Here is a 15448-nt window from a genome sequence, read left to right as displayed (position 1 = left end):
GCTTTTAGTGGCTGTCTTTGCCGACCGCATTGCCGCGACAGCCCTTGAGGAAGTCGAGGTCGGCGCCGGTATCGGCACCTTCGACATGCTGCTGGTGCAGGAAGGCGTAGCCGGACGTCGGCAGGTCGTGGTTCGGCTGCCATGCGGCCAGCCGCTCTGCCAGTTCCGCGTCGGAAATGTCGAGATGCAGGCGCCGGTTCGGCACGTCGAGCTCGATCATATCGCCGTTCTTCACGACAGCCAGCGGACCGCCGACAGCGGCTTCCGGCGACGTGTGAAGCACGACGGTACCGTAGGCAGTGCCGGACATGCGAGCGTCCGAGATGCGGACCATGTCGGTGATGCCCTTTTTCAGCACCTTTGGCGGCAGGCCCATGTTGCCGACCTCGGCCATGCCGGGATAGCCCTTCGGGCCGCAGTTCTTCATGACCATGACGCAGGTCTCGTCGATATCGAGCGCATCGTCGTTAATCTTCGCCTTGTAGTCGTCGATATCCTCGAACACGACTGCCCGACCCCTGTGGACGAGCAGATGCGGCGAAGCAGCGGATGGCTTCAATACCGCACCCTTGGGAGCCAGGTTGCCGCGCACGATGACGATACCGCCAGACTGGGTCAGCGCCTTGTCGGCCGGCAGGATGACATCCTCGTTCCAGTTGACGACGTCCTTGACCTCGTTCCAGATCGTCTCGCCCGAGACGGTCAGCGCGTCCTTGTGCAGCAGGCCCGCTTCGCCGAGGCGCTTCAGAACGACAGGCAGACCGCCGGCGTAGAAGAACTCCTCCATCAGATACTTGCCCGACGGCATCAGGTTGACGATGGTCGGTACGTCGCGGCCGCAACGGTCCCAGTCGTCCAGCGAAAGATCGATACCGACGCGACCGGCCATGGCAAGCAGGTGGATGACGGCATTGGTTGAGCCGCCGATGGCCGCATTGGTGCGGATGGCGTTCTCGAAGGCTTCCTTGGTCATGATGTCGGATGGCTTCAGGTCGTCCTTGACCATCTCGACGATGCGGCGGCCTGTCAGCTGCGCCATGACCTTGCGGCGGCTGTCTACGCCGGGGATCGCGGCGTTACCCGACAGCGCCATGCCGAGGGCTTCGGCCATCGACGCCATGGTCGAGGCGGTGCCCATGGTGTTGCAGGTTCCGGAAGAACGGCTCATCGACGCTTCTGCCTCGAGGAACTCCTCCTGCGTCATCTCGCCGGCCTTCACCATCTCGGAGAACTTCCAGAGATGGGTGCCGGAGCCGACGCGCTCGCCACGGAAATAGCCGTTCAGCATCGGGCCTCCGGTGACGACGATCGACGGCAGGTCGACGGAAGCAGCTGCCATGATCAGCGACGGCGTGGTCTTGTCGCAGCCGACGAGCAGCACGCAGCCGTCCATCGGCTGGCCACGGATGGTTTCCTCGATCGCCAGTGCCGCGAGGTTGCGGTACATCATTGCGGTCGGGCGGAAGGTGTTTTCGGAGGCCGAGAATACCGGCACTTCCATCGGGAAGCCGCCGGCCTCCCAGACGCCGGCTTTGACCTTCTCCGCGAGCTCGCGAAGGTGGCCGTTGCACGGGGTCATGTCCGACCAGGTGTTGAGGATGCCGATGACCGGCCGTCCGTCGAACAGGTCGTGCGGATAGCCCTGGTTCTTCATCCAGCCACGGTGGTAGATCACGTCACGGCTGGTGCCGCCGTACCACTCCTGCGATCTCAACCGGCGCGGCCATTCTGCTTTCTTGTGCATGTCACATCGTCCTTGGGGGCGCTCCGGATCATCCCTCTCGGGCCGGAGCATAAGTCTCTAGAGCTGGCGAACCGTCACGTCTGTTTCCGCGGCTACGGCGAGCGGATTGCTCAGCGGCAGGCCGAAATCTGCAACTTCGATCTCGAACACATCGCCGGCCTGTGGCTTGATACCGTCCGCAAACGACAGCGTCGCCGTGCCGAACATGTGGACGTGAACGTCGCCGGGAGCGCGGAACAGGCCGTACTTGAAGTGATGATATTCGAGATTGGCAAAGGTGTGCGACATGTTCGCTTCGCCCGACAGGAAAGGCTTTTCGAAAATGACCTTGCCGTCGCGGGTGATTTTCGACGTACCCCTGATGTCGTCGGGCGCAGCGCCGATGCGGATTTCCGGGCCGAAACTAGCAGGCCGCAGCTTGGAATGCGCGAGGTAGAGATAGTTGATCCGCTCTGTCACGTGATCGGAGAATTCGTTCGACAGCGCAAAGCCGATGCGGAACGGAGTGCCGTCCTTGCCGATGACATAGATGCCGGCCATTTCAGGCTCTTCACCGCCGTCGAGCGCGAAAGAGGGCGACACCAAGGGTGCGCCGGGGGCTGCAGTCTCGTTGCCGTTGCCCTTGTAGAACCACTCGGGCTGGACACCCTTTTCGCCATTCTTCGGCTTGCCGTTCTCAAGGCCCATGCGGAACATCTTCATGGAATCGGTGAGGGTTTCCTCAGCCTCTTCGGATGTCTTCTTGTGCATGGAATCGCGGGTGGCGGCCGAACCCAGATGGGTAAGGCCCGTGCCTGTCAGGTGCAGGTGGGCAGCGTCCGGATGGGTGATTGGCGGCAGGAACCTGCCTTCGGCATAGGCCTTGTCGAGGTCGACAGTCTCACCCAGCCCGTGGGCGGCGATGACTTCGGAGAGTGATTTTCCACCATCGGCAGCCTCGATCGCGAGCGCATAGACGCTGGCGGCACCCTTGACGGCCTTGGCGGTTTCGCCCGGTTCGTTGCGGACGGCGACTGTTATCGCGCCGTCTGCACCTTTGATCTGGGAAATGAGCACGGACCTTGTCCTTCTATCTGGAAGGCGGAAGCGACTAGCCCGCGTGGCACGCCCTTAAGGAAAGAGCCCGCGAAAATCGCTCGCCTGACTGCAAATGGGAACCGATCGCCAGAGGCGATCAGCCCTTGTTCTTGTTGTAGACGTCGAAGAAGACGGCAGCGAGAAGCACCAGTCCCTTGACCATCTGCTGGAAGTCGATGCCGAGACCGACGATCGACATGCCGTTGTTCATGACGCCCATGATGAACGCACCGATGACAGCGCCGGTGATCTTGCCGACGCCACCGGATGCCGAGGCACCGCCGATGAAGCAGGCCGCGATGACGTCAAGCTCGTTGCCGACGCCGGCCTTCGGTGTTGCCGAATTGAGGCGGGTGGCGACGATCATGCCGGCGAGACCTGCAAGCGCACCCATGTTGACAAATGTGAAGAAGCTCAGGCGCTCGGTGTTGATGCCCGAAAGCTTCGTCGCCTTCTCGTTTCCGCCCATGGCATAGACGCGACGACCGATGGTCGTCTGGCGGGTGATGAAGGCGTAGGCCGCAATCAGGATGACCATGATGATCAGGACGTTCGGCAGGCCCTTGTCAGACGACAGCTGGTAACCGAGGAACAGCAGGGCGCCGCAGATGATCAGGTTCTGGATGAGGAAGAAGCTCATCGGCTCGACGTCGATGCCGTGGTTCTCGTTGGTCTTCCGGCGACGCCACGCCATGATGAAGAGGAGCAGCGGCATAACGATCGACAGGATGATCGAGGTCGAGTGCAGACCGGAGACGAGACCGCTGATGTCGATGAAATCGGGGATGAAGCCGGTGCTGATCAGCTGGAAGTCCTTCGGGAAAGGCCCGATGTTCTTGCCGCCGAGGACGAACAGCGTCAGGCCGCGGAAGACAAGCATGCCGGCCAGCGTGACGATGAACGACGGTATCTTGTGATAGGCGATGAAGTAGCCCTGGGCCGCCCCGATGACACCGCCGACGACCAGGCAAAGCAGGGCCGCAAGGATGAAGTTCATCTGGTATTGCACGGTCAGGATACCGGCGATGGCGCCGACGAAGCCGACGATCGAGCCGACGGAAAGGTCGATATGACCGGCAACGATGACGAGAAGCATGCCCAGTGCCATGATGACGATGAACGAGTTCTGCAGCACGAGGTTCGTCAGGTTGACCGGCTTGAACAGGATACCGCCTGTGTAGAACTGGAAGAACACCATAATCGCTACGAGAACGATCAGCATGCCATATTCACGAATATTGCCGCGGATGTAATCGACGGCGGAAATCACGTGGCTTTCCTCAGCGGCGGGGGGGTTAACAGGAGTCATTATTTCTTCTCCCCAGAGCGCATGATAGCGCGCATGATGGTTTCCTGGCTTGCCTCTTCCTTGGACAATTCAGCGACGATGCGTCCTTCGTTCATGACGTAGATGCGGTCGCAAGTCCCAAGCAGTTCGGGCATTTCCGATGAAATCATCAGAACGCCCTTCCCGTCGGCAGCCAGCTGGTTGATGATGCTGTAGATTTCGTATTTGGCGCCGACGTCGATACCACGCGTCGGCTCGTCGAGGATCAGGACTTCAGGATCCGAGAACAGCCACTTGGACAGGACGACCTTCTGCTGGTTGCCGCCCGAAAGATTGACGGCCTCCTGGAAAATCCCGGAGCTGCGGATGCGCAGCTTGGAGCGGAAGTCGGTGGCGACATCCGATTCCTTGTGGTTGTCGATGACGGTCGCTTTGGAGATGCCGGCAAGGTTGGCCAGCGAGGTGTTGTGCATGATGCTGTCGTTCAGCACCAGGCCCAGATGCTTGCGGTCTTCCGTCACGTAGGCGAGACCGGCGTCGATCGCCTTGCGCACAGTGCTGACATCGACGGGCTTGCCGTCCATCAGCACTTCGCCGGTAATCTTGTGGCCGTAGGATTTGCCAAAGACGCTCATGGCGAACTCGGTGCGCCCTGCCCCCATCAGGCCGGCAATACCGACAACTTCGCCCCTGCGGACGTTGACGTTGATGTCGTGGAGAACCTGCCGGTCGCGGTGGTGCTGGTGGAAGGCGTTCCAGTTCTTGACTTCCAGAACCGTCTCGCCGATCGGCACGGAGCGCGGCGGATAGCGGTCAGCCAGTTCGCGGCCCACCATGTTCTTGATGATGATGTCTTCGCTGATCTCTTCCTCGTGACAGTTCAGCGTCTTCACGGTCATCCCGTCGCGCAGGACGGTGATCTGGTCGGCCACCTTGCGCACTTCGTTGAGCTTGTGCGTGATGATGATCGAGGTGATGCCCTGGTTGCGGAACTCGATCAGCAGATTGAGCAGGGCGTCGGAATCTTTTTCGTTGAGCGAGGCTGTCGGCTCGTCGAGGATAAGCAGCTTCACACTCTTCGACAGCGCCTTGGCGATTTCGACCAGTTGCTGCTTGCCGACGCCGATGTTGGTCACCAGAGTTTCCGGCGACTCTTTCAATCCAACCTTGTCGAGCAGCTTGCGGGTGCGCGAAAAAGCTTCCTGCCAGCGAATGACGCCGTTGGTCGCAACCTCGTTGCCGAGGAAAATGTTTTCGGCGATCGACAGAAGCGGCACCAGTGCCAGCTCCTGGTGAATGATGATGATGCCGATGGCTTCACTGTCCTTGATGACTTTGAAGTTACGCACATCGCCTTCGTATACGATATCGCCATCGTAAGTGCCGGCCGGATAGACGCCGGATAGAACTTTCATGAGGGTCGACTTGCCGGCCCCGTTTTCGCCCACCAGTGCGTGGATCTCACCTTGCCGAACCTTGAGGTTCACATTCTCAAGCGCCTTGACGCCCGGGAACGTCTTGGTGATGTCCCGCATCTCTAGGATAATATTGTCCATAATCAAAATCCAACGCCGGGAGTCGTGACTGACGCGACGATCATAAATGCGAAGTCCGGAACCCGCAATCTGCGGGTTCCGGTGGTTTTCAGTGCTTACTTAAGCTGTTCAGCCTTGTAGTAGCCGCTGTCGATGAGGACCTTCTGGTAGGTGTCCTTGGTGACGACGACTGGCTTCAGCAGGTAGGAAGGAACGACCTTGACGCCGTTGTCGTAGGTCTTGGTGTCGTTGACTTCAGGTGTGCCGCCGGTAGCAACTGCGGTGACCATGGCAACGGTGACCTTGGCGAGGTCACGGGTGTCCTTGAAGATCGAAGAATACTGTTCGCCAGCAATGATCGACTTGATCGAAGGAATTTCGCAATCCTGGCCGCTGACGATTGGCAGCTTCAGGGTGCCCGAGCCGTAGCCGACGCCCTTGAGCGACGAGATGATGCCGATCGAAAGGCCGTCGTAAGGCGACAGGACTGCATCGACGTGAGCATCCGTGTAGTAGGCCGACAGGAGGTTATCCATGCGGGCCTGAGCCGTTGCCGGATCCCAACGCAGCGTACCGACCTTGTCCATGCCAACCTGGCCGGACTTCACGACGAGCTTGCCGCTGTCGATGTAAGGCTGAAGAACCGACATTGCGCCATCATAGAAGAAGAAGGCGTTGTTGTCGTCCGGCGAACCGCCGAAAAGCTCGATGTTGAACGGGCCCTTGCCGTCCTTGAGGCCGAGGCCGTCAACGATGGTGCCAGCCTGGAGAACGCCGACCTGGAAGTTGTCGAAGGTAGCGTAGTAGTCGACGTTGGCCGAATCGCGGATCAGGCGGTCATAGGCGATGACCTTGATACCGGCGTCATGGGCCTTCTGCAGCACGTCAGACAGTGTCGTGCCGTCGATCGAAGCGACGACGAGAACCTTGGCACCCTTGGTGACCATGTTCTCGATCTGCGAAAGCTGGTTAGGAATATCGTCGTCAGCATACTGCAGGTCGGTCGTGAAACCAGCAGCCTGAAGCTGCTTGACGATGTTGTTGCCGTCATCGATCCAGCGCGCCGAAGACTTCGTTGGCATAGCGATACCAACCAGACCCTTGTCGGCAGCCATGGCTGGCATGACAAATGTTGCAACACCGAAGGCCGCTGCGGCCATCAATGAGATAATGGATTTCATTGCTCTCTCCCGTTTTTTTAAAGATTTGGCGTACGCAAAAGCGCCCACCCCGAAACTGTGGCAGGTTCCGTTGATTGGATATTACTTCAATATCAATACGAAGTACGTCTCCTCCACGATCCCACACGTGTCATGCTGCTCCCAGCACGGCGGCAAACTGGAATCAATTCGTATAACTGTCAAATAGAATAACTGGCGTACAATATGATGATTTTGGTATAATGGTAAAAAGTACTACTTTTTGGCCCCGTAAGCAGGAAAAATGCCACCATGGAGAACATACACAACGATTATTCTCGTGATGGTATAGAAATCCACACAGATAATTTTCGTGACGACAGCCTCCTGCGCAACGGATTGAAGATGAATCATCTGCGGATGATCGTCATGATCGAGGATCACGGACAGATATCCGCCGCAGCCGAATCCATGAATATCTCTCAACCTGCAGCTTCGCGCATGTTGTCGGAGATGGAAGCGATCGCCAAGACATCTCTCTACCAGCGCGTCGCCCGTGGCGTGGAACTGACGCCGTTCGGCCTGGCGCTTGCCAAGCGGGCCCGCAAGATCCTGCTGGAACTGCGGGAGGCCAGCCGCGAGATCGCCGAGTTGCGTACCGGCAAGGGTGGGTCCGTGCATCTCGGTGCCGTGGCAGCTCCGGCCATCAGCCTGGTGGTCCCGGCGATACAGCGGGTGACAGAGGCCTATCCGGGCATCGAAATCAATATCCAGGTCGACAACAGCAACGTTCTCGCCCGCGAATTGCTGGCGGCCCGGCACGACTTCATCATCAGCCGCATTCCGGACGAGCTGAACCCGCGGCTGTTCACCGCCCATCAGATCGGCATCGAAAAAGCCTGCCTGATCGTGCGCAAGGGGCATCCATTGCTCAAAAAGGGCGTCGTCGGGCTTGCGGATCTCACCGGCCAGGACTGGGTGTTCCAGCCGCCGGGTACGCTGCTGCGCCGCAGGCTCGAGGATATTTTCATATCCGCCGGCGTGGCGTTGCCGGAGAATATCGTCAACACGTCTTCGGTGGTCCTGACACTTGCCGTCGTCTGCAAGACAGATGCGATTTCGCCGATCGCTCGCGACATGGCCGATTTCATCTGCGGCCAGAGTTCACAGGCAGGCGAGGCCTGTATCCTGCCGATCGATTTCGCCATCGATGTAAAGCCCTACAGCCTGATCACGGCGCGCGAACGCGCCCTGCCACCCAGCGCCCTACTACTCTATGACATGATCCTGCAGGAAAGCCGGCGCGCTGCAATCTGACCGACCAGCCAGACACCACTTTCGTTTCGTAGGCTTTGCGGATTGGGAGACATCATGCTGTTTGGACAATCCATATTTCAATCCGTTCTCGACCGTCTCGACGCCGAGGATGAAGAAGCAGTTTTCGCTCAGCCGGCTTCGGCGCACCGAATTCAAGGCCTGAATTCCAGCTTCGCGGCTGATGTGCGGGATGGCGTGTCCGTATCCGAGGCGCGACCTGACCAGGCCTATCTCGACAACCTCGGGCCCGAACGAGAACCGCCCGCGCCTGAGGCGCCGTCCACCGCGACGGAAGACATAGAGCCGGAGGAATGCGCCGCACCGGTGATGCCGGTCCACCTGGCGCGTATCCTGCCGCAGGAGGTTGCTGCGGAACTTGGAATTTCGGCTGCGGACACGCTGCAGACGCTCAACGACAAGCGCCGCAGTTTTGCCAAGGCCAACCATCCCGACAGCGTCAACCCGCTGTTCAAGGAACAGGCGACGACGCGCATGAAAATCGCCAACCTGCTGATCGACGAGGCGCTGCGCCGCATCGAGATCCGCGCCAGACTTTTCAAATAGATCAGGCTATTAGACAGATCAGGCTTCTGGACCTGCATCGTCACGCGGCGGCGGCGGCGGTGCGATTTCTTCCGGCGTTGGCGTATAGTTCAACAGCAGAACCCACGCCGCATAGGCGCCTACGGCACCGATGGCCATGCTCCAGATCGGCTCGCCGAAGGTTGCCTCGATGATTGCCCAGCCAAGGCAGAGGGCAACGATGCCGATACGCACATAGATTGGGCGGTAGAATCGATGGCTCGGGTCGATCATTTTCATGAGGCTGTTGTCCGCTTGTTTGTTCGGCACCGTCCATAAGCTGAATTTCGCGATTGTGAAACCCCGGGCGCTTGACGACGGCACAGGAAGATGGAATGAAAATTCCAGAATGAGACCAAGACGGTTTATTTGTTCCGAATCTGGGAGGATGGAAAATGACGGTAAGATTTGGACTGCTCGGCGCCGGCCGCATCGGCAAGGTTCACGCCAAGGCAGTCAGCGCCAACGGTGATGCGAAACTGGTGGCGGTAGCGGATCCCTTTGCGGCCGCAGCCAATGCGATAGCTTCGGCCTATGGCTGCGAGGTTCGCACCATCGACACGATCGAATCGTCAGCAGATATCGACGCAGTGGTCATCTGCACCCCGACAGATACACACGCAGACCTGATCGAACGTTTTGCCCGCGCTGGCAAGGCTGTCTTCTGCGAGAAGCCAATCGACCTCGATACCGCCCGGGTCGAGGCGTGCATCGACGTCGTCGCAAAGACCAAGGGAAAGCTGATGGTCGGCTTCAATCGCCGCTTCGATCCGCATTTCATGGCCGTGCGCAAGGCGATCGACGATGGGAAGATCGGCGACGTCGAGATGGTGACGATCACCTCCCGCGATCCCGGTGCGCCGCCCGTCGACTACATCAAGCGCTCTGGCGGCATTTTCCGCGACATGACCATTCATGATTTCGACATGGCGCGGTTCCTGCTCGGCGAAGAGCCGGTATCCGTCAGCGCGACGGCAGCGGTGCTGATCGACAAGGCAATCGGCGTGGCCGGAGATTACGACAGCGTCTCGGTGCTGCTGCAGACGGCATCCGGCAAGCAGGCGATGATCTCGAACTCGCGCCGTGCCACATACGGCTATGACCAGCGCATAGAGATCCACGGCTCGAAGGGCATGGTGGCCGCTGAGAACCAGCGCCCCTTCTCCATCGAGGTTGCCAATGGCGACGGGTACACCCGTCCGCCTCTGCATGATTTCTTCATGACGCGCTATACGGAAGCCTATGCCAACGAGATTGCCGCCTTCATCAGCGCCGTCGAGAAAGGCACCGACATCAGCCCGTCCGGCGCCGATGGCCTCGCCGCGCTGAAACTTGCCGACGCGGCAGTGCGCTCGGTCAAGGAAGGCAAATTGATTTCCGTCGCCTGAGATTATCCGCTCAAGCTATCGATCGACGCCGGGCCACTATCCGGCGTCGATATATTGGGGTGCCTACCCTGCCCGATCCTTGATCTCGACATCGGCAATCGCCCGCAATGCAACGATGTCGCCGTCTATCGCATCCAGCGCCCGGCGCAGATGGCCCTCGAAGACCAGCGCCTGTTCGTCTGCCATGATCCTCATTTCCGGCAGGCCTCCCATGCGAACGATCTGCGACTGCCGCAAACCCTCCTCCATACCCTCCTGCAATAGATCGACGTATCGCGTTCCCGGACCCGTCAGCACGATAGGCATCTGCTCGTAAAGGCTGAGCACCCGCGACAGGCCATTGCCGAGCACCAGGCCTGCCTGGTGAAAGGCAAAGCGGTTGCGACGATTTCCCTGCCGGGCGCTGGCTGCGATCTTGTCGAGTTCGGCGACCGGTACGAACTTGGCCGGAATGGTGTCGAGCGGCACGGCAAAGGCATTGCGCAGGATGGCGTAGAAACCCGCATAGGCCTCGATGCAGCCGCGCGACCCGCAGCGACAGAGGCCGCCATTCGGCTCATGCAGCATATGGCCGAAATTAGGTGCCGCGACCTCGCGGTCGCCATTGGCGGTGCGCCTGACGATGCCGAGCCCGATGCTGTGGCCAAGCGACAGGGCTGCCAGCGTCTCGAAACCCCGGCCCTGCTCCTCGCGCTGTCCGGCGGCATCGGCCACCAGCAGCGTCTCGTTACCGAGAATGATCTTCGCCGGCCAATCGTTTCCGAGAACTGCGGCAAAGTCGATCTGTTCCTCCCCGAAGATTGGCGACCAGCGCAGCACCGGCTCAAGACCGTCTACCAGGCCCTTGCTGCTGATCGAGATGACGAGCACGTCCTGCGACGCAATCTTCGAGCGGGCGACAATTCTGGATAACCCTGCCCTTATGGATTCGACGAATCGGGCAATGCCCGTTCCGTCCTGCGACCGGCCTTCGGAAAATCGATCGAGCAAGGTGCCGGCATAATCCACCAACGAATATTGAACCGCATCCGACGAGATGATGAGCACCACCAGATAGCCGCAGTCGCGGCGCTGGGCAAAGGCCACGCGCGGCCGGCCGCGGCCGCCTGCCAGTTGCTGCTCGGTCTTGACGATGATCTGGGCACGCTCGAGATCGGCGGTGATTGCCGAGATCGTGCCGGACGACAAAGTCGTGTGATCCGAGAGCTCCGTGTGAGCCAGCGGCCCGTGGCGGCGCAGTGCCCTGAGCACCATGACGCTGTTGCGCCGGCGCACCCACTCGGCACTGGACTTGCCTTGCATCAGGTGTCTCTCCCCTCTCCCTGTCAGTCGCGCATAACGAACCTGCGGTTGGATCTTGATCGCCGACAAAACCTGGTCGTGCAGTGTTGACAGCCTTAAAATTCTCTGACACTTAATTTCTCGACTGTCGAGAAAAAAGGAGTTTTTTCGACAGCACATTCGCGGCGGCCGGGCGGGAGCTCTACAGGTGCGTGCGGTCGCGTTTCACTCGGGAGGGTATTATGAAAACTTTTGTTAGGCTCGCCGCTGGCGCAGCCCTTGTTTTGACGATGCAGACGACCGCCTTCGCCAAGGATCTCGTCGTCGGCGTTTCCTGGTCGAACTTTCAGGAAGAACGCTGGAAGACCGACGAAGCCGCAATTAAGAAGGCACTGGCCGCAGCGGGCGCCAAGTACATTTCCGCAGATGCCCAGTCCTCTGCTTCCAAGCAGCTGACCGACGTCGAATCGCTGATCTCGCAGGGTGCCACGGCATTGATCGTGCTTGCCCAGGACAGCGACGCCATCGGCCCGGCAATCGAGAAAGCCGCAGACGAAGGTATTCCGGTCGTCGGCTACGACCGACTCATCGAAAATCCGGCTGCTTTCTACATCACCTTCGACAACAAGGAAGTCGGCCGCATGCAGGCCCGCGACGTGCTGAAGGTCAAGCCTGAAGGCAACTATGTCTTCATCAAGGGCTCGTCTTCCGATCCGAACGCAGACTTCCTGTTTGCAGGCCAGAAGGAAGTCCTCAAGGCTGCCATGGATGCCGGCAAGATCAAAAATGTCGGCGAAGCCTATACCGATGGCTGGCTGCCGCAGAATGCACAGCGCAACATGGAGCAGATCCTGACCGCCAACAACAACAAGGTTGACGCGGTCGTTGCCTCCAACGACGGAACTGCCGGTGGCGCCGTTGCCGCGCTCGACGCACAGGGCCTTGCCGGTTCCGTGCCTGTATCCGGCCAGGATGCCGACAAGGCGGCCCTCAACCGCATCGCGCTCGGCACCCAGACCGTATCCGTCTGGAAAGACTCCCGCGAACTCGGCAAGCGCGCCGCTGAAATCGCTCTCGATCTTGCCGGTGGCAAGAAGATGACCGAAATCAAGGGCGTCCAGAGCTTCAACGGCGGTCCTAAGCATGTCGAAATGCAGTCGGTCTTCCTGACGCCTGTCGCCATCACCAAGGATAACCTCAACGTCGTCATTGACGCTGGCTGGATTTCCAAGGCCGAAGCCTGCCAGGGCGTCAAGGCCGGCGCCGTTGCTGCCTGCAAGTAACCGCTGACCCAAACTGCAAGTGAGGCGCCGCCCGATAACCGGTGCGGCGCCGATCGCCACCGGCGCGGCCATGTCTGCAAGGACGCTATGGCCACTGCCGCAACCCTTGCGTCACTGAGGTCGTCACCGCGCGTGCCGGCACCTATGCCGAGAGATTGTCCATCCATCGGCCGGGACGCATATTCGAGAACAGCGCCAGACTTATGCCAGTGAAACGCAAAGTGTCGACGGTCTGCGCTCAACAGTGGAGAACGGCAGAGCAATGGCCGACATGACCCAGTCCACAACATCGGGCGGTGCGCGCGCCACGGAGACCAATGCGCTCACGCGCTTCCTGCGTGCCACCGAGATCGATACCCGCATGCTCGGCATGGTCGGCGCACTGCTGATCATCTGGGTCGGCTTCGACCTCTATACCGGGCACCTGTTCCTGACGCCGCGCAACCTCTGGAACCTCTCTGTACAGACCTGCGAGATCGCCGTCCTGGCGACCGGCATGGTTCTGGTCATCGTCACCCGCAATATCGACCTTTCCGTCGGCTCCCTGCTCGGCTTCGTCGCCATGATCATGGGTGTCGTCCAGGCAAAATGGTTGCCGACCTATCTCGGCTTCGACAGCCACTGGACATGGGTCATCGCGCTGATCTGCGGACTGGCTGCCGGCGCCCTGATCGGGCTCCTGCAGGGTATCATTATCGCCTTCCTCGGCGTTCCCTCGTTCATTGTCACGCTCGGCGGCTTTCTCGCCTGGCGCGGGCTTGCCTGGTATGTCACGTCGGGCCAGACCGTTGCGCCGCTCGACGCCACTTTCCGGATCATGGGCGGCGGCGCGGAAGGCTCCATCGGCGCCACCTGGAGCTGGGTCATCGGCATCGTCGCCTGCCTGATGATCGTGGTCGGCATTGCCGGCTCGCGGCGCCAGCGCAAGCGCTTCAACTTTCCCCGGCGCCCCGTCTGGGCCGAATATTTCCTCGCCATCCTCGGCTCGGCCATGGTGCTGGGCACGATCTATGTCTTCACCATCTATTACTGGCCGGTCGGCATCGCCAAGAAGTACGCCAACGACCACGGCATCGCCTGGCCTGACGGCGGCCTCGATATCCCCTACGGTATTGCTGTTCCCGTCCTGATTGCCGTCGCCGCCGGGATCATCATGACGTTCATCGCCACGCGGCTGCGTTTCGGTCGTTATGTGTTTGCCATCGGCGGCAATCCGGAAGCAGCCGAACTCGCCGGCATCAAGACGCGCTGGGTCACGGTGAAGATATTCACGCTGATGGGCTTTCTCGCCGCCGTCGCCGCCGCGATCTCGACCGCTCGGCTGAATGCCGCCGCCAACTCGCAGGGCACGACCTATGAGCTCTACACCATCGCTGCGGCCGTCATCGGCGGCACGTCGCTCGCCGGCGGTACCGGCACGGTGGCAGGCGCCATGCTCGGCGCCCTCGTCATGCAGTCTCTGCAGTCGGGCATGGGGCTCGCCAATGTCGATACGCCCATCCAGAACGTCGTCGTCGGCGTCGTGCTGGTGATCGCCGTCTGGCTCGACACCGTCTATCGCTCGCGGGCCAAGTAAGAGGAATTCCAGCTATGACGGATCACAACACTCCGCTTGTGGAACTGAAGAACATTTCCATTTCCTTCGGCGGCATCCACGCGGTCGACAACGCCTCGATCGACCTCTATCCGGGCGAAGTCGTCGCCCTGCTCGGCCACAACGGCGCCGGCAAGTCGACCCTGATCAAGATCCTGTCCGGCGCCTACAAGCGCGACAGCGGCGATATCTTCATCAACGGCGAGCCCGTCGACATCCGCACGCCCCGCGATGCCAAGAAATTCGGCATCGAGACGATCTACCAGACGCTCGCCGTCGCCGACAACGTCGATGCCGCTGCCAATCTCTATCTCGGCCGCGAACTGCAGACGCGCTGGGGAACCCTTGACGACGTGGCAATGGAAGCGTCCGCCCGCGAAGTGATGGGCCGGCTGAACCCGAACTTCAAACGCTTCAAGGAGCCGGTAAAGGCGCTGTCCGGCGGCCAGCGGCAGTCTGTGGCGATTGCCCGGGCTATCCTCTTCAACGCCCGCATCCTGATCATGGACGAACCGACGGCGGCGCTCGGACCGCAAGAGACGGCGCAAGTTGGCGAACTCATCAAGCAACTGAAAAAGGAAGGCATCGGTATCTTCCTTATCAGCCACGACATCCACGATGTCTTCGATCTCGCCGACCGCGTCTCCGTCATGAAGAACGGCCAGGTGGTGGGCCATGCCCGTACTGAGGATGTCACCAAGGACGAAGTGCTCGGCATGATCATCCTCGGCAAGGTGCCGCCCAAGGCCACTCCAGGCCCCGGCGCCATGAAGACGGCGTGATCGCCAGGCTTGAAAGCACAAGGCCGCGAACCAAAACGTCGCGGCCTTGTCTTTTGCGAAAAACTGTTGGCGTCGTTGACAGCTTTTCCGCATTTTCCGCATTGATGCCTGACGCGACCTGGGCTATGAACCTGCCATCGGACAGGCGGTAAGCTCCGCCCACGGCATGCACCCGTAGCTCAGCTGGATAGAGTGTTGGATTCCGATTCCAAAGGTCACAGGTTCGAATCCTGTCGGGTGCGCCAATCTCTTATTTTGTCCGTTTCCACCTCGTCAAACAAACTAACGCCACCACTCCTGCAGCGTTGGTCTTTCGTTCGCGTCCAAATATCAGTGCGTTGCAATAGTCTGGTGGCGGCACGTTCTTGGCTTGCCATTGGTTGGTGGCTTGCGCGGAGAATCGTATCTCCTCACACGAAATTGGCCGGATTTGGCTCA

The 15448-nt window shown here is 60.1% G+C and carries 13 protein-coding genes and 1 tRNA gene; 7 read left to right on the top strand and 7 right to left on the bottom strand.

Going from position 1 to position 15448, the window contains the following annotated elements; all coding sequences use genetic code 11:
- Positions 1 to 4: 4 nt before the first annotated feature.
- The 5 genes from araD to chvE form a co-directional block, all read right to left on the bottom strand.
- Complete coding sequence (araD, locus tag J5289_RS10885; protein WP_209206560.1) at positions 5 to 1744, bottom strand: L-arabinonate dehydratase; 1740 nt, start codon at positions 1742 to 1744, stop codon at positions 5 to 7.
- A gap of 57 nt (positions 1745 to 1801) precedes the next feature.
- Positions 1802 to 2800 (bottom strand): AraD1 family protein, encoded by a 999-nt coding sequence (gene araD1, locus J5289_RS10880; protein ID WP_209206561.1) that lies wholly within the window; start codon positions 2798 to 2800, stop codon positions 1802 to 1804.
- A 118-nt stretch (positions 2801 to 2918) separates the two neighbouring features.
- The gene (gene mmsB / locus J5289_RS10875) at positions 2919 to 4130 is read right to left on the bottom strand and encodes a multiple monosaccharide ABC transporter permease (protein WP_142822694.1); all 1212 of its coding nucleotides are present in this window, start codon (positions 4128 to 4130) and stop codon (positions 2919 to 2921) included.
- Positions 4130 to 5665 (bottom strand): multiple monosaccharide ABC transporter ATP-binding protein, encoded by a 1536-nt coding sequence (gene mmsA / locus J5289_RS10870; RefSeq protein WP_209183744.1) that lies wholly within the window; start codon positions 5663 to 5665, stop codon positions 4130 to 4132. The genes mmsB and mmsA overlap by 1 nt, the downstream gene beginning before the upstream one ends.
- A gap of 95 nt (positions 5666 to 5760) precedes the next feature.
- Positions 5761 to 6825: a multiple monosaccharide ABC transporter substrate-binding protein gene (gene chvE, locus J5289_RS10865; RefSeq protein ID WP_142822692.1), complete on the bottom strand. Its 1065-nt coding sequence runs from the start codon at positions 6823 to 6825 to the stop codon at positions 5761 to 5763.
- A 270-nt stretch (positions 6826 to 7095) separates the two neighbouring features.
- Between chvE and J5289_RS10860 the strand changes: the two genes are divergently transcribed.
- Both J5289_RS10860 and J5289_RS10855 read left to right on the top strand, forming a co-directional pair.
- Positions 7096 to 8100 carry a LysR family transcriptional regulator gene (locus tag J5289_RS10860; RefSeq protein WP_209183743.1) on the top strand — a complete coding sequence of 335 codons (1005 nt, stop codon included), beginning with the start codon at positions 7096 to 7098 and terminating at the stop codon, positions 8098 to 8100.
- 54 nt (positions 8101 to 8154) lie between these two features.
- A complete protein-coding gene (locus tag J5289_RS10855; protein ID WP_209183742.1) occupies positions 8155 to 8664 on the top strand; it encodes a hypothetical protein in 510 nt (169 codons plus the stop codon).
- An 18-nt stretch (positions 8665 to 8682) separates the two neighbouring features.
- Here the strand turns inward: J5289_RS10855 and J5289_RS10850 are convergent, their stop codons facing one another.
- Complete coding sequence (locus tag J5289_RS10850; RefSeq protein ID WP_209183741.1) at positions 8683 to 8922, bottom strand: hypothetical protein; 240 nt, start codon at positions 8920 to 8922, stop codon at positions 8683 to 8685.
- A 155-nt stretch (positions 8923 to 9077) separates the two neighbouring features.
- Between J5289_RS10850 and iolG the strand changes: the two genes are divergently transcribed.
- On the top strand, positions 9078 to 10070 hold the full coding sequence (gene iolG / locus J5289_RS10845) for an inositol 2-dehydrogenase (RefSeq protein ID WP_142822688.1): 993 nt from the start codon (positions 9078 to 9080) through the stop codon (positions 10068 to 10070).
- 63 nt (positions 10071 to 10133) lie between these two features.
- Here iolG and J5289_RS10840 read toward each other — a convergent pair whose 3' ends face one another.
- A complete protein-coding gene (locus J5289_RS10840) occupies positions 10134 to 11372 on the bottom strand; it encodes an ROK family protein (RefSeq protein ID WP_209206562.1) in 1239 nt (412 codons plus the stop codon).
- A gap of 221 nt (positions 11373 to 11593) precedes the next feature.
- Between J5289_RS10840 and xylF the strand changes: the two genes are divergently transcribed.
- The 4 genes from xylF to J5289_RS10820 all read left to right on the top strand — a co-directional run bounded on the left by xylF (position 11594) and on the right by J5289_RS10820 (position 15255).
- Positions 11594 to 12634: a D-xylose ABC transporter substrate-binding protein gene (gene xylF / locus J5289_RS10835; protein WP_142822686.1), complete on the top strand. Its 1041-nt coding sequence runs from the start codon at positions 11594 to 11596 to the stop codon at positions 12632 to 12634.
- 262 nt (positions 12635 to 12896) lie between these two features.
- Positions 12897 to 14210, top strand: coding sequence for a sugar ABC transporter permease (locus J5289_RS10830; RefSeq protein WP_142822685.1), 1314 nt, complete (start codon positions 12897 to 12899; stop codon positions 14208 to 14210).
- A gap of 14 nt (positions 14211 to 14224) precedes the next feature.
- Complete coding sequence (locus tag J5289_RS10825; protein WP_209183740.1) at positions 14225 to 15010, top strand: ATP-binding cassette domain-containing protein; 786 nt, start codon at positions 14225 to 14227, stop codon at positions 15008 to 15010.
- A gap of 168 nt (positions 15011 to 15178) precedes the next feature.
- Positions 15179 to 15255 (top strand) — tRNA-Arg (locus J5289_RS10820).
- Positions 15256 to 15448: the final 193 nt, after the last annotated feature.

It is taken from the genome of Rhizobium sp. B230/85 (assembly GCF_019355735.1).
In the GTDB taxonomy this organism is placed as follows: domain Bacteria; phylum Pseudomonadota; class Alphaproteobacteria; order Rhizobiales; family Rhizobiaceae; genus Rhizobium; species Rhizobium rhododendri.
The sequence above is the reverse complement of the archived record's forward strand: the minus strand, read 5'-3'. Positions and strand labels throughout refer to the sequence as shown.